Consider the following 19,465-nt stretch of genomic DNA (forward strand, 5'->3'; position numbering starts at 1 on the left):
ATTCTCTGTTCGCATGTTTTGCCGGGAATGCAGGCTGATGCAGCCGAACAAGTTGACGCGGCGTTGCAAGTCGCTATAAGCGCAAATCGGAAACTGAAGTAGCTGCGACGCGCGTAATCAATCACGGCGGCAGCACTTGATATTAGAAGAATAAAATCCTTTAATATCAAACTGATGGAAGAGTGTCCGAGTGGTTTAAGGAACCGGTCTTGAAAACCGGCGTGCGGGAAACCGTACCGTGGGTTCGAATCCCACCTCTTCCGCCAAAAGCCCAATCTATCAATCGTGGATCACGAGGCATCTTACTTATCCGGTTGGGCCGGTTTCAGATGCCTAGTTTGGCTGGGGCTTTGACAGCCATACACATTTATTATTTTGCATTGAACTGCTTTTGGAACGTCGTGAGCGCATCGCGATTTTGGTTGCTCAACTGAACGCTCTGATCACTTTTCTTAAGGAGATCTTCAAAAAATGTAGGTTGGCTGTATTTTCCCCAGTCGAATTTTACTGGTGGCTTAGCTCCCCCGTCTTGGGGGGCTGGATTTTGCGACGTCTGACCACCCGCTTCCAGCCTATTAAGTCGCTCATTTGCAACTTTTAAGGCTTCCGTGGTCTGCTTTATCGTTTCATTAGCTTGTATGTTGTCCTCAGCCAATTTTTTAACTTGACTAGCAAGATCAGCAGTCTCATCGCGCCGGGTATATTTGAGGCCACCATTAGACCATTCAAAATTGGAGACTGATGGAAGAAGCATCAGCGCAGCGCCCGCAGCCAGCACCATAGCGTGGCCGGAAGAAACTTCTCTACCTTGAAAGATCAAAATAAGCGTGATCGCTACGATGACTATGCCTGACAATGAGGCAATATTATCAGATGTGAAGATGCCCATCACGACTACTCCCCCAAAGTTGTGAACATAGATAATGCCTCAACGATAGGAAAAGTAAATTGGTGGAGTACCAGCTCAAATTCCGCACATTTTCCATATGGCGTAACGGAAACCGGCAGGCTTGATGAAGTGAGTTTCTTTCCACTACTGAGCAATTTTTGGCCCGTCGCCAGCATTTTCCCTGCACGCGTTGGCGCGTCTAAGGTGTTGACGCTCAAGCAGAAGAACTCTGCGTCCAACGAATTCGCTCACGCAGATGGTGCCGCTATCTCCTTGGTTCGCCGCCGGGCGCATAGTGAGATTTCTGCTTGAACGGGAAGACGCTGCCACAGCGGCAGCGGATCATGTATTTCGCCGGATCGTTCGATTTGCGTTCGTCGGAAAAGCCCGACGGCATTTCGTCCACGAGAAAACCGGGGTTCTCGCGGCGGGGATTGTCATCCTCCGAGACCTCGGCAAAGCCGTTATTGCCACAACGAGAGCATTCGAGCTTTCTTGAATATCGATCCCGCGCAGCCATTTTCTTCCAGTCCGAGTCTCACACGCCCCTTCCCTATCAGAGAACATTTCGTTTCTGAACCCGCATAAAGAAATGATACAGATCGATGCGATGAAACCCATCCGGCCATGATCTCCGCGACAAAATTCCCGAGATGTGAGAGCCTTGCACACAAGACTCGGCATCGAATAACCAACGGACGCCGCCCTCGCCTATGACGCCCAGCGATCAGCCCCTATCAATCGGCCCCAAGCCTCTGACTGGCCCTGCCCTCACAGCCTTCTTTTCCCGCGACGCAACTATCATTGCGTCCGAGCTGATCGGCACTCGTCTCACCGTTGCCGGCGCCGGCGGTCGCATCGTCGAGACAGAGGCCTATCGGCCTGATGACGAGGCATCCCATAGCTTTCGCGGGCCGACGGCGCGCACGGCGGCGATGTTCGGTCCGGCGGGGCGTGTCTATATCTACCGGTCATACGGCATTCACTGGTGCCTGAATTTCGTCTGCGCAGGTGCCAGCGCCGTACTCATCCGTGCGTTGGAGCCGGAGAGCGGCATTGAGGACATGGTCCGGCGGCGCGGTGTTGCCGACTTCGTCGATCTCTGCAACGGGCCGGGAAAGCTGACGCAGGCCTTGGGCGTGGATATCAGCCTGAACGGGCTGGCGCTGGATGCGGCACCCTTCGAATTCGCCTTGGCCGAACCGATACCGGTGGTGGCCGGCAAGCGGATCGGGATTACGAAAAACATCGAGCCGCTATGGCGCTTCGGCGCCGCCGGCTCGCGCTTCGTTAGCCGCCGCTTTCCTTAAAAAAGAAAAAGGACCGCCGGGGTGGTGCCCGGCGGCCCATGCTGCCGCGCAGTGAAACTGGAAAGACTGCGCGGTTACTCCATCGCGATGCTGTGGTCGACGGCCGGCGGCGCCTTGGGCTTGCGCAGCAGCACAAGCAGCGGCATGGCGCAGATCGACATCAGCATCAGCAATTTGAAATCGTCCATATAGGCTATGATCGTCGCCTGCGTGGTGATCACGCCGTCGAGCGCGGCGCGACCTGCCAACGTGACCGGGCTGACGGCCTGAGCGACCGTCGCATCGAAAGCATGGTTGAACGGCGTTACATAGGCGGCGATCGATTCGTGATTGACCTGGGTATTCTCGGTGATCAGCGCCGAGACGACGGAGATGCCCACGCTCGAGCCGATATTACGCGAAAGATTGTAGAGGCCGGTCCCCTCGCCGCGCATATGAGCCGGCAGCGTCGCAAAGGCGATCGTCGTGAGCGGCACGAAGAGGAAGCCGAGGCCCGCGCCCTGGACGAAGCCGACCGAAATCAGCGTCCATTGCGAGACATCGGGCGTCCAGCCGGTCATGTCGTACATCGCCCATGCGGTCAGGGCGAGGCCGAAGAACAGCAGCCAGCGCGTATCCACCTTGCCGATCAGCCGCCCGACGACGAACATGCACAGCATCGTGCCGAGGCCGCGCGGCCCCATGACGATGCCGGCTGTCACGACTGGGTAGCCCATCAATGTCTGCAGATAGGGCGTCATCAGCGCCAGCGATGCCAGATAGGTGACGCCGACGATGAAGATGAACAGCATGCTGACGGCGAAATTCTGGTCCAGGAACAATCGCGGGTTCACGAAGGACCGCTCCGCCGTGAACGTGTGCACCAGGAAGAGATAGAAGGCCGCGGCGCAAACCAGAGCCTCGACGATGATTTCGCCTGAATAGAACCAATCGAGCTGCTCGCCGCGATCCAGGAAAAGCTGCAGGGCGCCGATGGCGACCGACAGCATGCTGAAGCCGAATATATCGAGCTTGGCGAGCGCGTCGAACTTGGTTTCCGTCACATAGATGACGATGCCGGCAAAGGCGAGCGCGCCGATCGGCACGTTGATGTAGAACACCCATCGCCAGCTCATATTGTCCGTCAGCCAGCCGCCGATAACAGGCCCGAGCACCGGGCCGACCATGACCGAGACGCCGAACAATGCCATGGCCTTGCCGCGCTCCTCGACATTGTAGATGTCGAGGAGAATACCCTGCGACAGCGGCACGAGTGCCGCACCGAACAGGCCCTGCAGCAGGCGGAAGCCGACGATCTGGTTCAGCGATTGCGCCAGGCCGCAGAGAACGGAGGCGACGACGAAGCCAGCGATCGCAACCAGCAGCACGCGCTTGCGCCCGAACTTTGCCGACAAGAAGCCGGATGGCGGCGTCATGATGGCGGCGGCAACGATATAGGAGGTCAGAACCCAGTTGATCTGATCGGCGCTTGCCGAAACGTCACCCTGTATATGGGGCAGAGCAACGTTGGCGATAGTGGTGTCCAGCGCCTGCATGATGACCGCCAGGATGACGCAGGCGGTGATCGCGCCGCGATTGGCGATCGGGCCGGAGGGTGAAGCCGCGGCGTTACTCATGGTCCTGACCGCGGGATTGACCCAACAGGTTTGCAACGAAGTCCGGCAGGCCGCGGGCATGACCGGTATCCACATCGGCGACGACGCTCATGCCGACGCGCAACGGCGGCTTGCCCTGCATATCGTCAATGCTGACGATCATCGGAATGCGCTGCACGACCTTGACCCAGTTGCCGGTAGTGTTCTGCGCCGGCAGCAGCGAGAAGCTCGAGCCCGAGGCCGGCGAGATGCTGGCGACGGTGCCCTTCCAAGTTACGCCCGGATAGGCATCGACCGAGATCGAGACCTTCTGGCCGGGCCGGACATGCGTGAGCTCGGTTTCTTTCGGGCTGGCGTTGATCCACATATGGGTGGTGGAAACCAGCGAGAAGCCCTGCTGCGCAGCCGTCAAATAGGCGCCGACCTGAAGCGACGGAACATTGGCGGTGATGCCGTCGAATGGCGCGCGCACGACCGTGTCGTCGAGCTCGCGCTGCGCATTGTCGACGGCCGCCTTGGCCTGCAGGTAGACCGGATTTTGTTCCACCGGCTGGTCGGCATTGCCGCCGAGCTGCGCGAGTGTGGTTGCCGCCTGTGCCTGGGCGACGGAGACCTTTTGCTGGGCCGCATCGAGATTGTGCTTGGCCTGGTCATAGGCCGCCTTGGAGGCGACCGAGCTGTTGATCAGGTTCTGCTGGCGGTCATATTCGGTCTGGTAATAGGGAATGTCGGCCTGCGCCTGGGCGATTTCCGCCAGCGACTGCTTGTAGCTCGCCTGCAGGTTCAGGATCTGGTTGCGGGCAGTGCCGAGCTGCGCCTCAGCGCCGTCCAAGGCAATACGGAAGGAATCGGGCTTCAGGCGGAAGAGCACCTGCCCCTTCTTCACCGTCTCGTTTTCATGCACGTCGACCGAAATCACCGTGCCGGAAACATCGGTCGAAACACCGACCATATCGGCCTGAATATAGGCATTGTCGGTGGACATGATCTGCCCGCCGGTGACGTAGTAATAGCCGCCGATGACAAGGGCGACCGGCAGCATCGCGAAGAGGATCGGCCGTGTCGGGCTGCGGCGCTTGCGCGGCTTCTCAGGGGGAGCAACTGGAACGGCGGCACCGGCAGCAGCGGGCGCCGGCGCCGGATTGGAAGACGGCGCCTCGGCGACGGCGGCTTGGTTCTGCCCGATTGCGGTCTGTTCGTTAGCGGAATTTGCGTTCGCGGGTACGCGAAGCGAAGAGGATGCATCAGCCATGATTTGTCTCTTTGTCGCCCACCGTCATGCGGCAGGCCTGGACGAGGTTCGATTTCATAACGGTGAGCAACTGATAAAGGCGCTCATGATCTTCGGCAGAGACCCCATCCAGGGCCTCCTTGCGGGTTTGGTCGCCCATGCTGCGCATGGTGTCGAGCAGCGGCCGCGCTTCCTCGCGCAGGTAAAGCAGCCAGCTTCGGCGATCGTTCGGATGCTGACGGCGCTCGACCAGGCCGCGCTCGCCCAACTTGTCGAGAATTCGCACCAAGGTGATCGGCTCGATTTCCAACATCTCGGCAAGACCCGCCTGATGGATCCCCTCATTGTTCGAGAGATAGGCGAGCGTTTGCCACTGCGAACGCGTCAATCCCATATCCTTCGCGCGCTGCTCGAACCGCTTGCGAAGAAGCCGGGCAACGTCATGCAGGAGAAAGCCGAGAGTGGGTGTCGCATTCATGATATAAGAAGCCTGCTATTCATAAGCAACCTTATAATGCTTGCTACGTATAGTAAGTGACCATGCGATACAAGGGGCCAAGGCCCGATGTTGCGCAGATCGTCAAAAATGTCGCAGGGAGTGTCGCAAAGAAGTCGCAGGGGCGCGGGTGTTAGGTGCGCCTAACGGGAAAGCGTGTTTTCCGTTACATGTCGGGCGACAATCAGCCCGATTAGCGCCGCATAGACCAGGGCGTTGATCGCGGCAAAGATAAAGAAGCCTTGGGCAGTCTCCCGGTCGAAAGCAAAGGCCATCGCCTGCGCGGAACCGAGGCTGAGCACGATATAGGGCGCCAACACGCGAAGCAGCAGCGCTTGCCCTGCTGCCACCCTCTTCGGCGCAACGTGGAAATCGCCTCGGGAATGTGTAAGACGGTCGCGAATAGCGGCTGCGCAGCCAATGAGCGACCAAGGCCAGCGCAGGAGAAGAAATGCCACGCTCTCCCAGCTTGCGATCTTGGCATTGGCGGGTCGGAACGTGCCCGTCGCACGCCAGATGAAGACCAGCGCGATCAATGCGGCAACGATCGGCAGGAAATGCAGCAGGAAAGCGGGATAGGTAACGTCGACAAAGCTATGGCCCGTCAGAAGCGCCACGATCGGCAGGATGAAGAGGACAGCCAAGCCCAGGGAAAACAGCGGATAGCAAAGCTCGGAGAACAGGAACTGGAACTTCAACCATCCGGACAGTTTCGGCATGTAATCCGGCGCATGCCGCAGCAGGGTCGTCATCCGGCTGCGTGACCGGTCAAATTCCTGCATCATCAGATCGGTGAAAGTCGCCGGACCGTTGCCGTGGGCGATCGCATCCAGCGCATGTATCCCGCGCCAGCCGCCGGCGTTCATCGCCAGCGTCGTCGAAAGACCTTCTGCCGGTTCCTGTCTCGGCCCACCGATTTCTTTCAACGCCGCTGTGCGTACAGCGTAATGCGTGCCGACGCAGAGTGGCGCCCAGCCGTTGTTGTAGCCGGACTGCACCAAACCCTGAACGCCGGCTTCGGCAAAGAGCATGCCCCTCGCCGCCCAGCTCGATGCCGCATCAGCGTCACAGATGCTCGGCGCCGACACATAGCCGATGCCGGGGTCGCGGAACGGCCGAACCATCTCACGGAGATACGTCCTCTCGGGCACGTCGCCGGCGTCGAATTGCACAACGAAATCATATCTTTCATAGCCGAAGTGGTCGTAGAAGGACGTGAGATTGCCTTGCTTGCAATGCAGCGAAGTATCGCGAGCGTCAGCCCCGGCACTCTCGCGCGTCGTGGAGGTGAAAACGCCGTGTTCCATGCACCATTTCATCATGTCCAGGCTGGGTTTTTCCTCCGCCAACCAGACATCGAAATCGCAGCCCGTTTGATCGAGCATCGCCCGCAACGTCGTCTGCACGAGGGAAAGAGATTCGGATGATGCTCTGGTCACGACCATGGCGATGCGCCCCGCAGGCAATGGCCCGGCCTGCGGCATACGCCGCGCATCATGGACGATGACGATGAAATAGGCCGGCAGCCCGGTGATCAAGGCAAGAGCCAGCGTCACCAGCAGATAGGACGGCCAGCCGATCACATGATCGCTGCGCAACCACCACAGCCAGAAGAAGGTCATGGTCGCCGTCCAGACGGTAATGCCGATCAGGTTGGCAAAGCGCATCCTGCCTTCGAATACCTGCTCAGTCGCTGGACCGATATCGCCTGGATTGACGGACGGCCGACGCATGGCGTGGACACCGATAGCAGCGGGGATCTTGCCCATGACATCACCTTCGGAGCGAAAGAGAGGGTGGCGGCGTTCCGCCGCTGACAAGAACCGTTTCAGCTTGATGGAGGGGGGTGGATGGCGATCTTTTTGAGGAGAAAAAATCGCCATCCGTCGGAACAAATCTACGCACTACACCTCCATCCCCTTGTCAACTAACGGCGCCTGTAGGCCGCATGCTGTACTTAAAAGACTTTGAATGAGAATAGTAACGCAAATTTATTTGCAGTAATAATTCGTGTGAATCGCCAATTTTTACCAGTATCGAATCGGATATTAACTTGGTGAATAAGCAGATGATAAAACGACTTTACGCTACGTCAACGGAAATCTGATGAATGATTAGGCAAACTATACTAAATAGCTATTTCACAGGTGAGTTATTGGCCGCGTCGCGCATAAGCGTAGTCCACTTTCAGGAGGGACCTAAGCGGCTGGATTAACGCTACGGCAGGGAGGTGGGGCGCCAGTTGATTGGCCTCGATCAGAGCCTTGTTCGGCGCGATGGGATTTCCGGCTTGGGGCCTGCAAACAAAGAAAACGACCGCCCACGATGTCGCGAACGGTCGTCCCCTCTCAATTCCTATCTGTGGATCAGTTTCGCCACCGACGCGACGGATCCCGATCCAGCCCGTTGTCCGAATTGAAGAAGCGTGAGGCCGCCTCCGTTCGATTGCGGACATTCATTTTCTTGTAGATGTTGCGGACGTGAACTTTGACCGTATTTTCGGACAGGCTGAGCTGGTCCGCTATGATCTTGTTCTGTGTCCCCTTGCAAATGAGATCCAATATTTGGACCTCGCGTGTGGTCAGCGCCTGTAGACTGCCGCTGCGCATGGCGATAGCATCCTCGTAGGGTCTATGGCCGTTGGTAAAGCGCGTCTGTGCCTGATAGAGCGGCTGATTGAGATGCGGCGTGTCCCCAGAGAGCCGGCGCAGGAGCGCCGAGGGGAAGTGTTCGCCACCTTTCATCAACAGATCGATCGCTGCCATGAACACATCGAGGCGGAGATTGAGCGGCAGAACGCCGTGTATATTCCGTCCTTCGACAAGTCTGGCCACGTATGGATCGTGCAGATCGATCGTTTCGACGACCAGCCCGATTGATATTCCAGGCGAATTCGCCCTTATTGTATGTAAAGTATCCTGCATGTCCTCGGATTGAAGATGGTATAGCAGGATCAGTTTAACGCCCTCCAGAGCTTTGCCCTGAAGCGCCTTCGGGTCAGTAATGCTGATGATGTCGTATGCTGCAAATCTGGTGCCCAAAGTTTGCACCAGGCATTCAGAAAAGAGATCGGCATCCGCCAGTACGACGATAGTCTCTTTTAAGTTTATGATATTGTGGTTGTCTTCAGCATCCCCTGTTCTTACGCTTGCGATGTACATTTGTGCATCCCCCAAAGCTCGCAGCCATGTCTAGTTAACCCGCTTTTTGCCGGAATGTTTTTTATGAGCACGGTGCCCTGATAGGACTGTTTATGCAGTCTTCTTAATTAATATAAAACTATATTAATCCATGCGATCGTAGTTGGAAATTGCCCAAAGGGGTTAGTTTTGCCGCGAAAGCTCTAAAAATTATCACAAATGTGGGAATTTGGCCAAATTGGGTGCCGTACTTGTGCTTAGTTCTGCACATTTTCGGGCGTTTCTGTTTAATCAGCTAACCTAAGGTGGAGGTCACCCGTCGACTGATAATGGCCTAAATCGACCGAAATCGGTAGAACGACTCGGTGAACTGAAGACTGGCTCAAAGCATAGTAAGCGTCGATATACTTTTTATTACAATTTGAAATTTCATAGGCATGATCCATTTTTGCAACGGCTGCCGACTTAGTTAGATTTTTGAAATATATTACTTGGATGTGGCGCGACAATTTCTAGTCGTTTAAGCCGGTCGGATTAAGACTATACCAACGGCGATAACGCATTCGTGATGCCGACGAGACGACGGGTAGCCGAGAAAATCTTGAAAAACCGAATGACAACAGCGCTTTAAATCCTTGGCGCTCCTCGGGCGAAATCCGATTTATGAAACCGAAACAGGGCGCTAGCCCGAATTGGTATCTATGAGCTTGCCTTGTTTTGGGTCAAAGTCCCACCGTTCCGCACCAACCGCGGAGCTTGGGGAAAAAACGGCATTCCGGTCCTTTGTCTCGCGTCCCGGACAACCTCCTCCTCCCCTGATTTCTTAGAGACAACAGAAAGCAGAAGGCGTTGACGCTCTAACCAAGCGCCAGGGCGGATTTGCGCATTTTGTTTGGCGTAGCTGCAAATCCCAATAGGCCAGGTCTGAACCAACAGGCCGGTTTTGTCGGTAGACATGTAGTGCGTACACCTGCCGCAACGTTAACAGTTGGGGCCGCCGCGAGAAAGTCCCGTTTAGATGAGAGGGATTTCCCGAGACGGCCTCCTCATTTGGAGGAAATGTATGATGTCTCCTGATTTTGATATTGCCAATGTCAGCGCGGATGACGACCTGAAAGTCGGCGCGCTGGCGGATGGCCTCGCGACCAGCGCCGTTAATTCCACGGAAGTGGATGACGGTTCGACTGGTCTTGTTGGCGTTGCCAACAACAACAACAGCAACAATACCACCGATACGGATCTCGACGTCAAGAACAACGGCGACAATCGCGACAACACCAACAATGGCGACAATCGCGATAACAGCTATGATGAAAACCACGACAACAAGGTAATCACCAAGACTGACACCGACATCCATACGGAGGCCAACAACAACGGTGATAATCGCGACAACAGTTACGATTATGACTACAAGGCCATTACCAAGACCGATACCGACGTCCACACCGAAGCCAACAACAACGGTGACAACCGCGACAACTACTCCTACAGCGACTCCAGCACTCATTCCACTTCGGACTACGATTTTGGAACGATCAAGGATGTCCATGATGTTGGCAATCTCGGCGTAGCCGGCCATGATCTGACCTTCAATCTCGGAGACGATTACTCCTTCAATCTTAATATCGATGGCGTGCTCAACAATGCGCTGGGCGGCGGCGGCAATGATACCGGCTTCAGTCTGGTTCAGGCCAACAATCTCGCCGATCAGGATCAGGCCTATGATGTGCAGATGCAAAACCAGGGTGCCAGCATCGACCTAACGGCCGAGGGTGGCCATTCCCATGCCGACGGTCTCGATCTGGACCCGACGTTCAATTGGAACGGGGTGCCGAGCGTGGGCCACGACATGACCGGTACGGCGACAGCGGATTCTACCGCCATCATCTCCAATTCGGGCTTCCATCAGGAAGTGGTCCAGGGCGCCAATCTGCTCACCAATACTGCCGATATCACCGTAGGCGGCGATCATCACGTGACCTCCGGCGACTCCTGATTTCGAAGCGAGAGCCACGCGTTATGTGCACCGGCCGGAGGACAGGCCGGTGCACATGTCGTGGCTTGAACCTGGATTTCCTTGAAATGACAGCCGTCGGCAGCGGCGGCATCGACCCGGATAGGCCAGGCGTTTCGGAAAATTGGGGGACCATTCATGCACGCGGAAAAAATTTCGGAGATCATCGCCCATTTTATTGGGCTCTTCGACACGCAGATCGAGGATCTGCGTCTGCGGCTGAACTACACCGATGCGACATTGCCGGAGGACAAACCGGAGGAACAGCCGGACCCGACCTTGGCAAAGGATGATTTTAGTTCCGGGTTGACGGTGGTCGACTACGCGCCCGAGGTGAAATACATCGACTCGCCCTATTACTTCCGTGCTGGCTACATACATCCGCACGACAATCCCTATCACGAGCGCATGCACGATCATGAAGGCCTGGCCCCGGTGGAGGTCTCCGTCGTTCACCGCCCCTCCGAGATCGAATTCCAGCCTGCGACTCTGCCTGGAAAACTTGACGTCTACGTGGGTCCTGGTTCGGAGGTCACCCATGTGGTGCAGGCCAATGTCTTGCGCGACGACGACGTGCTCGACATGACGAATTCTTCCCACCACATCATCCGCGATGTCTCCGACGTCTACGACTGGCTGGGCCAGGCGACCGTGAAAGCCGAGGAACTTTCACCCTTTGCTTCTCTCCAGCGGCCAGAGAGCAACGAGGGCATGATAAAGCTCAACGATGATCTGCACGCATTTGCCAAAACCATCGAAGAAAGCGGCGGCACCTACATCCAAGACCCCGACGGCAGCCACTATCTGGCGATTGCCGGCAATGAGCTTGACGGCGTCTTCGTCAACGGCGTGCAGGTCACGAGCGCGCCATATCTCGAAGACTCCATGCCGGATCGCGGTCTGGCAAAAACGGACACCGAAGGAACGGACGGGGTTGTTCATCAGACAGGACCGGGTCCGAATTCCCTCAACATCGAGGCCGGCGGCAATATCGTCGCAAACCTCGTCAACATCGTCGACACGAATATCATTTCGCACGTCATGGCCGTCATGGGCGACTATCATTCCATCGACGCGATTTCACAGAGCTATATCTACAGCGACAATGATAAAGTTGATTGCCTTTCAGGCAATGACGACCAGTCTTCGCAAAGCGCCTTGACGATCGGCAGGAACATCGCCGTTTTCCAGCACAGCGAATTTCAGGCGGCCGCGACACCAGAACATTCCGACGACGGCAATCCGGCTTTCCCGAGCTTCTGGCGTGTCAGCGTCATCGAGGGCGACGTCTCGTTCCTGCATTGGACGGAACAATATAATTTCCTCTCGGACAACGACACGATGCGGGTGACGACCACCGGTGCCGAGACGACGCTGCTGACCGGCGGCAATACATTGCTCGACCTCGCCTCCTATTTTGGTCTCGGCATGCAGTACGATCTGATGATTGTCGGCGGACACGCGTTCGACATCAATTCGATCAGCCAGATCTCGGTGCTCTACGACAATGACGTGGTGACCACCACTCAAAGCGGCGAGCATGTTCAGACCGGCGGCAATCTGCTCTGGAACCTCGCCTCCATCAGCAATGTCGGCCTGTCGGATCGCTTCACTGCGATGCCCGATTTCGTCAACGACACGGTCAAGAATATCCAGAACCACACCAACGAAATACCGGACGGCCTCGCCCATGACTCGAATTTCGCCGGTCAGGAAGCGCTGAACGTTCTCTACATCACCGGCAACTTCTTCGACGTCAACGTTATCAAGCAGATCAACGTCGTTGGCGATTCCGACATCGTGCATCAGGTGGCGAGCGATGTGGTGGCGAACAACCAGAACGCCACCGTATCGATCGACACCGGCAGCAATGCCTTGGTCAACATCGCCAGTATCACCGATTACGACAGCGTCGGTCATACGACCTACGTCGCCGGCAATCTCTATTCCGATACCGTCCTTATCCAGGGCGGGCTGGTCGATCATGAGCAGACCACCAATGCGAACCAGCAGCAGAGCCAACCGTTGGCCAATGAAGCGATCGCTTTCCTTGGCGATCACGATTCACAGCCCACGCAGAATGAAACCATCGATCTCGGCCACGACATATCCTGGCACAACGGCACTGTCGGCGACGTCATGCAAACCGTCACGTAGCCGGAGACAGTAGGGGGCGCATCTGATGAACCAGTTTTCCAAGCTCAGCATGATGGAAAGCCGAACATTGCACCTGACGTCGCTGCCATCCAGCGAGGATGAGCGCGCTGCTGAGCGCAACACCGCTTCCTATATGGCGGCCATAGAGGATGCCGTGGATAGCCTGAAGCGGTTGCGGCGCGAGCCCAAGGCTGCTGTTGCATCTCCCTCACCTTCCCAACCGCAAATACTGGATGCAACGCCTGCGCCCGCCACGGAGACTGAGACTGTCCCCGCGCCGCCTGCGGCGTTTTCCGTTGTGACGAAGGTTGAGGATGGGTCCGCCACATCGACGACCGAGATCGAAATGAGAGTAGTATCGCCCACTCCGGAGGTCGATCCGGTGCCCGTGATCGAACCGGCACTCCGGGCGCCGGAAGCGGAAATGCCAAAACCCGAGATGCCAAAATCCGAGATGAAGGTGAGCCAAGCTCGGCCTTTAGCTCGCACGATCGACAGCGATACCGGCCCCGTGCGTGAGAACGAGCGCCGGTCGCTTGGCGGCGGCGGTCAAGGTGGCAATGGCGAAAGCGGCAAAGGTGGTGGTGGAGGAGGCAATGACGGCAGCATCTTTCACAAACGCAGCGCCCAGCCTATCAACTTCGCCGCCAGCCTGCGCCAAGGCATTTCCGTCGTTCAGCGCAACATGCTGATCGTGATGATCTTCACCTTGGCGATCAACATTCTGGTGCTGGCAATCCCGATCTATCTGTTCCAGATTTCCGACCGTGTTCTGACCAGCCGCTCGATCGATACGCTGGTCATGCTGACCATCGCCGTCGTCGGCGCCATTCTCCTGCAGGTCATCATGGATTCCGTGCGCCGCTTCATCCTGATGCGCACGGCGGTCGAGTTGGAAGTGCAGCTCGGCGCGCCGATCTTGAGCGCGGCCGCCCGCGCATCCCTGAACGGCAACGGCCGTGACTATCAAACGCTTGCCGATCTCCAGCTACTCCGGTCCTTTTTGACTTCGGGTACGCTGCTTGCCTTCCTCGACGCACCATTGATGCCGCTCTTTGTCGTCGTCGTCTATCTCGTGCATCCGCACCTTGGCGTGATCGTCATGACGTGCTGTGCCGTGCTGTTCATCATTGCCTATCTCAATCAAAAGATGACGGCGAAACAGTTTGCCGAAGCCAATGCCTTCGTCAGCCGCGCCAATTTCCATCTCGATTCCATGGCGCGCAATTCGCAGATCATCAATGCCCTGGCGATGATCCCCGAAGCGGTGAAAATGTGGGGGCGTGAGACCGCAGGATCGTTGAAATCGCAGGTGGCCGCCCAGGACCGCAACATCGTCTTTTCCGGCCTCACCAAGGCTTGCCGCCTGATCACGCAGGTCACCCTACTTGGCTGGGGCGCGCACCTCTCGCTTTCCGGTCAGTTGACGGGCGGCATGGTGATTGCAGCCTCGATCATCTCCGGCCGAGCCCTGGCGCCGGTCGAAGGGGCGATCGAGGGTTGGAACCAGTTCAACCATTCCCGCGCCGCCTACGGCCGCATCAAGCAGTTATTGTTGAACTCGCCGCTGAATTTCCCGCGGCTGCGCCTGCCCAATCCAGAAGGACGGCTCGATGTGGAGCGCATCCTCTTCGTTCCGCCGCCACAGAAGCGGGTCGTTTTGAACGGCATCTCCTTTTCGTTGAAAAAGGGAGAATCGCTTGCCGTCATCGGCAATTCCGGTTCCGGCAAGACGACGCTCGGCAAGATGCTGGTGGGTTCGATCCTGCCGACCTCGGGCAATGTGCGGCTCGATCTGATGGACCTGCGCAACTGGGACCAGCGCCAGTTCGGCGAGAGCATCGGCTACCTGCCCCAGGACGTGCAACTCTTTCCGGGCACCATCAAGGCCAATATCTGCCGCATGCGTGACGATGTCGACGACCGGCTGATCTACGAGGCGGCCGTCCTTGCAGATGTGCACGAGCTGATCGCCACTTTTCCGCAGGGCTATGAAACGGTGGTTGCCGCCGATGGCGCGCCGCTTTCCGGCGGGCAGAAGCAGCGCATTGCGCTTGCCCGCGCCTTCTTCGGCAATCCGAAATTCGTGGTCCTCGACGAGCCGAATTCCAATCTCGACACCGCCGGCGAGGCTGCCCTCGCCCGCGCGCTCATTCACGCCAAGAAGCAGGGCATCACCACGGTGACGATCACCCAGCGCCCTGCCCTGCTGCAATGCGTCGACAAGATCCTGGTTCTGAAGGACGGATCGGTGGCGCTGTTCGGTGAGCGCACCGAGGTGCTGAGAACGCTGAGCAATAAGCCTAATAACGAGATCGGCAATCGGCCGGCGGCAAGGATCGAAGGGTGAACGCCATGTTCGGGAGAACCAAGGGCAAAAAGAAAGAGGACAACGAAACCGGGCAAATCGAGTGGTACAGCGAAGTGCCGCGGTCCATCAGGCTCTACAGCGTCTCGGGTCTGGCGATCCTGTTCGCCTCTTTCGGCGGTTTCGGCTATTGGGCCGCGACCGCGCCGATCGCCTCGGCCGTCATTGCTCAAGGCAGCTTCGTCGCGACCGGCAATAACAAGATCATTCAGCATCTCGAGGGTGGCATCATCAAGGAGCTGATGGTGAGCGAAGGACAGGTCGTGCAGGAGGGGGATATCCTGCTCACCCTTGATCCGACGGCGGCGCTCGCCAATGATCGGGCGCTGAAGCTGAGGCGGCTACGGCTGGAAACGGTGGTCGCCCGCTTGAGAGCCGAAGCCCAGGGCAATGAAGAATTCAAGGTTCCCGATATCGTCACGGCGGAGGCCGACGATCCCGATGTGACCGCACTCATCCAGAGCCAGGTTGTCGTCTTCCACAGCAAGCAATCCAAGCTGCAGGAACAGCTCAACCTTATCGAAAAGAACATCCGCTCGCTCGAATATCGCACCCAGGGATATCAGGGTCAGCGGGATGCCTTCGTGACGCAGCTCAAGCTTCTGACCGATGAACAGGCATCGAAAGAAAAGCTTGCCAATATCGGCGTCGTCAGACGTTCCGACCTTCTGGCCGTGCAGCGCGCAGTCGCCGACGCCATGGGCGACCTTGCACGCATCGACGCTGAGCTGAACGAGAACGAAGCCCAGGTGGCCAAGTACCGCCAGGAGGCGATCATTGCCATCAACGCCAACAAGCAGGCAGCGCTCGACGCATTGGAAACGGCCGAATCCGATCTCGACAGCGTACGCGAGCAGGTGCGCGAGGCCGCGGGCGTGCTCGACCGCACCGTCATCCGTTCGCCGGTCAGCGGCACGGTCATCCGCTCCTACTATCATACCGCCGGCGGCGTCATCACGACGGGCAAGCCGATCATGGAGATATTGCCGAACAACGTGCCGCTGATCATCGAGGCACAGGTGTTGCGCACCTCGATCGACCAATTGCGCGAAGGCGAATCCGCCTCTATCCGCCTGTCGTCGCTCAACCGGCGTACGACGCCGGTTCTGAACGGCAAGGTGTTCTACGTCTCCGCCGACTCGATCGAGGACAATTCCGGTTCGACGCAGCGCGATGTCTATGTTGTTCGCGTCCAGATCCCGAGCGAGGAGATCAAACGCATTCCGGGCTTCAAGCCTGTACCCGGTATGCCTGCGGATATTTTGATCCAGACGTCCGAACGCACCTTTTTCGAATATCTCTCCAAGCCGGTGGTCGACAGCATGTCGCGCGCCTTCAGAGAGCGGTGAATGAGTTTGTCCTTTCGATGAGTTGAGCATAGGACCGCGCCATGCCTGCAATGTCCGATATTCTGCTTCGCGTCGGCCGCCTGAACTATGTCTGGACCAATACCGAAAGCCTGCTGATCTACATCATCGCGCATCTGCTGAGGGTGGAGAAGGACGCGGCCATCATCGTCTTCCTGACGCTTAACACGACGCGCGCGCGCATCGATCTGGTCGAGCGTCTGGCGAAGCTATCCTCGACACCTGCGGAAGACAGCCACGCAGTCCTGGCGTTGATGGGTCGCTTGAAGCGGGAATCGAAGATGCGCAACAAATACAATCACTGCATCTATTCCTTCGATGAAAACGGCGAAATCTCGAGCACGCAGCTCATGCGTCTTGTAGAAGACGACCGGCACGTCAAATACGGCAAGGTCGAGCAACTGGATCTGCGCGAAATCGAAAGGCTGGAAAGCTCGATCAAGGAGATCGTCGAGATCAGCAAGGCGCTTTGGGCCTTCATCCGCGCCAGCCCAACTTTTCACGACGAGCTTTAGAATACGGGCTAGCCACCTAGCGGCGGCTAAGAAGGCCAATCAGATAACCGATGCCTGCGGCTGCCGCGACCATGAAGATCGGCTCCTGGCGAACTCTTTCGCGCAGTTGATCGGTTATTTCCTGAGCCTCTTCGGTGACGACCGACTTTGCGCCCTGCCCGACCGCGGCCATGCTGCGCGAGAGCTTCGCCAGATCCTCCCGAAGCGCGGCGATCTGCAGGTTAAGGTCTTCGACAGCGGTTTCAGCCTGGGCCTGTGCTGCAGCAGATTGGGCGGAAGCGGTTTTCGTCTCGGCCATCGTCGGCTCCTCTGTTTCCCTCAGCTTTCAACGTCGATCCCTGGCAAAGGTTCCGGGTTCGCAGCACCCAGCCGGGTGATTTCCTTGGTGGCTCTTCAATTCCGGTTCGGATTGTTCTAAGGAACTCCGATTGCTTCGCCCGCGGGCGAAGACGGTATTCATGACGAGGTTTGCCTTCCGATGTTCGATGTGTTGAGAAAAATCGCCCAGACCTGGGTTGCCAAGGGCTTGATGCTTATTCTGGCGGCGGCCTTCGGCATATGGGGGGTCGAGCGTTCGCTCATCAGCGGAGGCGGCAGCAACACCGTCGTAACGGTCGGCGATCAGCAGATCGGTACCAATGAATTCCGCCTCGCCTATCGTCGCCAGATCCAGGCGATCAGCCAGCAATTGCGCATGCAGATCACGCCGGAGCAGGCGCGTGCATTTGGCATCGGACAGCAGACGGTCGCGCAGCTTGTTGCCGGCGCTTCGCTCGATCAGCTTGCCAGCGATATGAATCTCGGTCTGTCGCAGGATCGCCTCGCCCAGCTTATCGGCGACGATCCGGCATTCAAGGCGCCGAATGGCGCCTTTGACCGACAGAAATTCGAGAGCCTGCTGCGCAACAGCAGCATCAATCCCGACGACTACATCAAGGAGCGCAGCAAGGTTGCGATCCGCAGTCAGATCGTCGAGGCGGTCTCCAACGGCTTTACCGCGCCGAAGGTTCTGGTCGAGGCCGTCAAGCAATATCATGATGAAAACCGCAGCATCGATTATCTGCTTTTGACCAACGCCAATATCGACCCGATCAAGGCTCCGGCAGAGGATGTGCTGTCGAAATGGTTTGACGGCGTCAAGTCGAAGTACCGCGCGCCCGAATACCGCAAGTTCGCCTACGTAAAGCTGCAGGCCGATGATGTCGCCGATCCCGCAAGCGTGACCGACGATGCGGTTCGTGCCGAGTTCGAGAAGCGCAAGGACAGCTACACGACGCCGGCAACGCGCACTATCGAGCAGCTCACCTTCGCCAACAAGGACCTCGCCAACGCTGCAGCCGACGCGCTGAAGACGGGCTCGACATTTGATCAGTTGGTCACCGATCAGGGCAAAAAGCCCGCCGACGTGCTGCTCGGCACCTTCACCAAGGATCAGGTTCCGGATCAAACGATCGCCCAGGCCGCCTTTGCCGTTGCCAAGGAAGGCGGCACCACGCCCGTCGTCGATGGTTCGTTCGGCCCGGTGATCTTGCGCGTGACCAATGTCAAGGCGGAGACGGCGAAGAGCTTCGACGAAGTCAAGGAAGACATTCGCAAGCAGATTGCGCTCAACAATGCCGCCGATGAAATCACCAGCGCTCACGACAAGTTCGAAGACTTGCGCGGTTCGGGTGCGTCGCTGCAGGAAGCCGCACAGCAACTGAAGCTGAAGATGGTGACCGTCGATTCGATCGACGCCACCGGCCTCGACCAAGCCGGCAACGAGGTCAAGGACCTGCCGGCCAAGCAGCAATTGCTGGGTGAAGTCTTCAAGGCGGACCAGGGCGGCAATGCTGCACCTGTGGCCGTCGGCAACGATGGCTATGTCTGGTACGACGTGCTGAGCATCACGCCTGACCACGACCGCCCGCTTTCCGAGGTGCATGACAAAGCCGTTGCCGACTGGACTGCCGAGCAGCAGAAGATCGCGCTCGCCGCCAAGGCGGTCGAGCTGAAGCAGGAGGCGCAGAAGGGCAAGTCGCTTGCCGACATCGCCGCGCCGCTCGGTATTGCGGTCGAAAACAAGTCTAACATGACCCGCACCACGGACGATCCCGTTCTCGGTCGCGGTGGCGTCGCTGCCGCTTTCTCTGGCCCGGTCGACACGGCTGCCAATGCTGTCGGCGCCGACGACACGACGCAGATCCTCCTGAAGGTCACCGAGGTCAACGACAATCCGACGACGGATGCATTGGACAATGCCGATCAGCAGGCGACCCAGATTGCCAACGCCGCCGGCGACGACATTCTCGACCAGATCGTCAGCGACCTGCAGTCCAAGTACAGCGTCACGGTCAACCAGAGCCTCGCCGAACAGGCGATGTCTCACTAGGCCCGGTCG

Annotated in this window: 14 protein-coding genes and 1 tRNA gene; 8 read left to right on the plus strand and 7 right to left on the minus strand. The window is 57.8% G+C overall.

Features of this window, described 5'->3' with window-relative positions; translation table 11 throughout:
• The first annotated feature begins 176 nt into the window (after positions 1-176).
• Positions 177-266: transfer RNA gene (locus tag GGD50_RS05685), tRNA-Ser, on the plus strand.
• A gap of 104 nt (positions 267-370) precedes the next feature.
• On the opposite strand, the gene GGD50_RS05690 is transcribed toward GGD50_RS05685, so the two are convergent.
• Positions 371-889, minus strand: a complete 519-nt coding sequence (locus GGD50_RS05690) for a hypothetical protein (RefSeq protein ID WP_107108030.1) — start codon at positions 887-889, stop codon at positions 371-373.
• A 713-nt stretch (positions 890-1,602) separates the two neighbouring features.
• Between GGD50_RS05690 and GGD50_RS05695 the strand changes: the two genes are divergently transcribed.
• Positions 1,603-2,199: a DNA-3-methyladenine glycosylase gene (locus tag GGD50_RS05695; RefSeq protein WP_107108032.1), complete on the plus strand. Its 597-nt coding sequence runs from the start codon at positions 1,603-1,605 to the stop codon at positions 2,197-2,199.
• 74 nt (positions 2,200-2,273) lie between these two features.
• Here GGD50_RS05695 and GGD50_RS05700 read toward each other — a convergent pair whose 3' ends face one another.
• From GGD50_RS05700 to GGD50_RS05720, 5 genes are all read right to left on the minus strand, one after another.
• The gene (locus tag GGD50_RS05700) at positions 2,274-3,815 is read right to left on the minus strand and encodes a DHA2 family efflux MFS transporter permease subunit (RefSeq protein WP_107108033.1); all 1,542 of its coding nucleotides are present in this window, start codon (positions 3,813-3,815) and stop codon (positions 2,274-2,276) included.
• Positions 3,808-5,046 (minus strand): HlyD family secretion protein, encoded by a 1,239-nt coding sequence (locus GGD50_RS05705; protein WP_107108034.1) that lies wholly within the window; start codon positions 5,044-5,046, stop codon positions 3,808-3,810. The genes GGD50_RS05700 and GGD50_RS05705 overlap by 8 nt, the downstream gene beginning before the upstream one ends.
• Positions 5,039-5,503 (minus strand): MarR family winged helix-turn-helix transcriptional regulator, encoded by a 465-nt coding sequence (locus tag GGD50_RS05710; RefSeq protein ID WP_107108035.1) that lies wholly within the window; start codon positions 5,501-5,503, stop codon positions 5,039-5,041. Before GGD50_RS05710 ends, GGD50_RS05705 begins: the two co-directional genes overlap by 8 nt.
• 161 nt (positions 5,504-5,664) lie before the next feature.
• A complete protein-coding gene (locus GGD50_RS05715) occupies positions 5,665-7,290 on the minus strand; it encodes a glycosyltransferase (RefSeq protein ID WP_245407461.1) in 1,626 nt (541 codons plus the stop codon).
• A 597-nt stretch (positions 7,291-7,887) separates the two neighbouring features.
• Positions 7,888-8,682 (minus strand): helix-turn-helix transcriptional regulator, encoded by a 795-nt coding sequence (locus tag GGD50_RS05720; protein ID WP_107108036.1) that lies wholly within the window; start codon positions 8,680-8,682, stop codon positions 7,888-7,890.
• Between the two features lie 1,045 nt (positions 8,683-9,727).
• Between GGD50_RS05720 and GGD50_RS05725 the strand changes: the two genes are divergently transcribed.
• From GGD50_RS05725 to GGD50_RS05745, 5 genes are all read left to right on the plus strand, one after another.
• Positions 9,728-10,660 (plus strand): fibrinogen-binding protein, encoded by a 933-nt coding sequence (locus GGD50_RS05725; protein ID WP_107108037.1) that lies wholly within the window; start codon positions 9,728-9,730, stop codon positions 10,658-10,660.
• Between the two features lie 156 nt (positions 10,661-10,816).
• Positions 10,817-12,835 (plus strand): hypothetical protein, encoded by a 2,019-nt coding sequence (locus GGD50_RS05730; protein WP_107108038.1) that lies wholly within the window; start codon positions 10,817-10,819, stop codon positions 12,833-12,835.
• A gap of 25 nt (positions 12,836-12,860) precedes the next feature.
• Positions 12,861-15,185, plus strand: a complete 2,325-nt coding sequence (locus tag GGD50_RS05735) for a type I secretion system permease/ATPase (RefSeq protein ID WP_107108039.1) — start codon at positions 12,861-12,863, stop codon at positions 15,183-15,185.
• Between the two features lie 5 nt (positions 15,186-15,190).
• Complete coding sequence (locus tag GGD50_RS05740; RefSeq protein WP_107108151.1) at positions 15,191-16,552, plus strand: HlyD family type I secretion periplasmic adaptor subunit; 1,362 nt, start codon at positions 15,191-15,193, stop codon at positions 16,550-16,552.
• A gap of 41 nt (positions 16,553-16,593) precedes the next feature.
• Positions 16,594-17,085 (plus strand): hypothetical protein, encoded by a 492-nt coding sequence (locus tag GGD50_RS05745; RefSeq protein WP_107108040.1) that lies wholly within the window; start codon positions 16,594-16,596, stop codon positions 17,083-17,085.
• Positions 17,086-17,101: 16 nt separating this feature from the next.
• Here GGD50_RS05745 and GGD50_RS05750 read toward each other — a convergent pair whose 3' ends face one another.
• Positions 17,102-17,383 (minus strand): hypothetical protein, encoded by a 282-nt coding sequence (locus GGD50_RS05750; protein ID WP_107108041.1) that lies wholly within the window; start codon positions 17,381-17,383, stop codon positions 17,102-17,104.
• Positions 17,384-17,563: 180 nt separating this feature from the next.
• Between GGD50_RS05750 and GGD50_RS05755 the strand changes: the two genes are divergently transcribed.
• Positions 17,564-19,456 carry a peptidylprolyl isomerase gene (locus GGD50_RS05755; RefSeq protein ID WP_107108042.1) on the plus strand — a complete coding sequence of 631 codons (1,893 nt, stop codon included), beginning with the start codon at positions 17,564-17,566 and terminating at the stop codon, positions 19,454-19,456.
• Positions 19,457-19,465 lie beyond the last annotated feature (9 nt).

The sequence above is a fragment of the Martinezella paranaensis genome (assembly GCF_014200235.1).
Lineage (GTDB): Bacteria > Pseudomonadota > Alphaproteobacteria > Rhizobiales > Rhizobiaceae > Rhizobium > Rhizobium paranaense.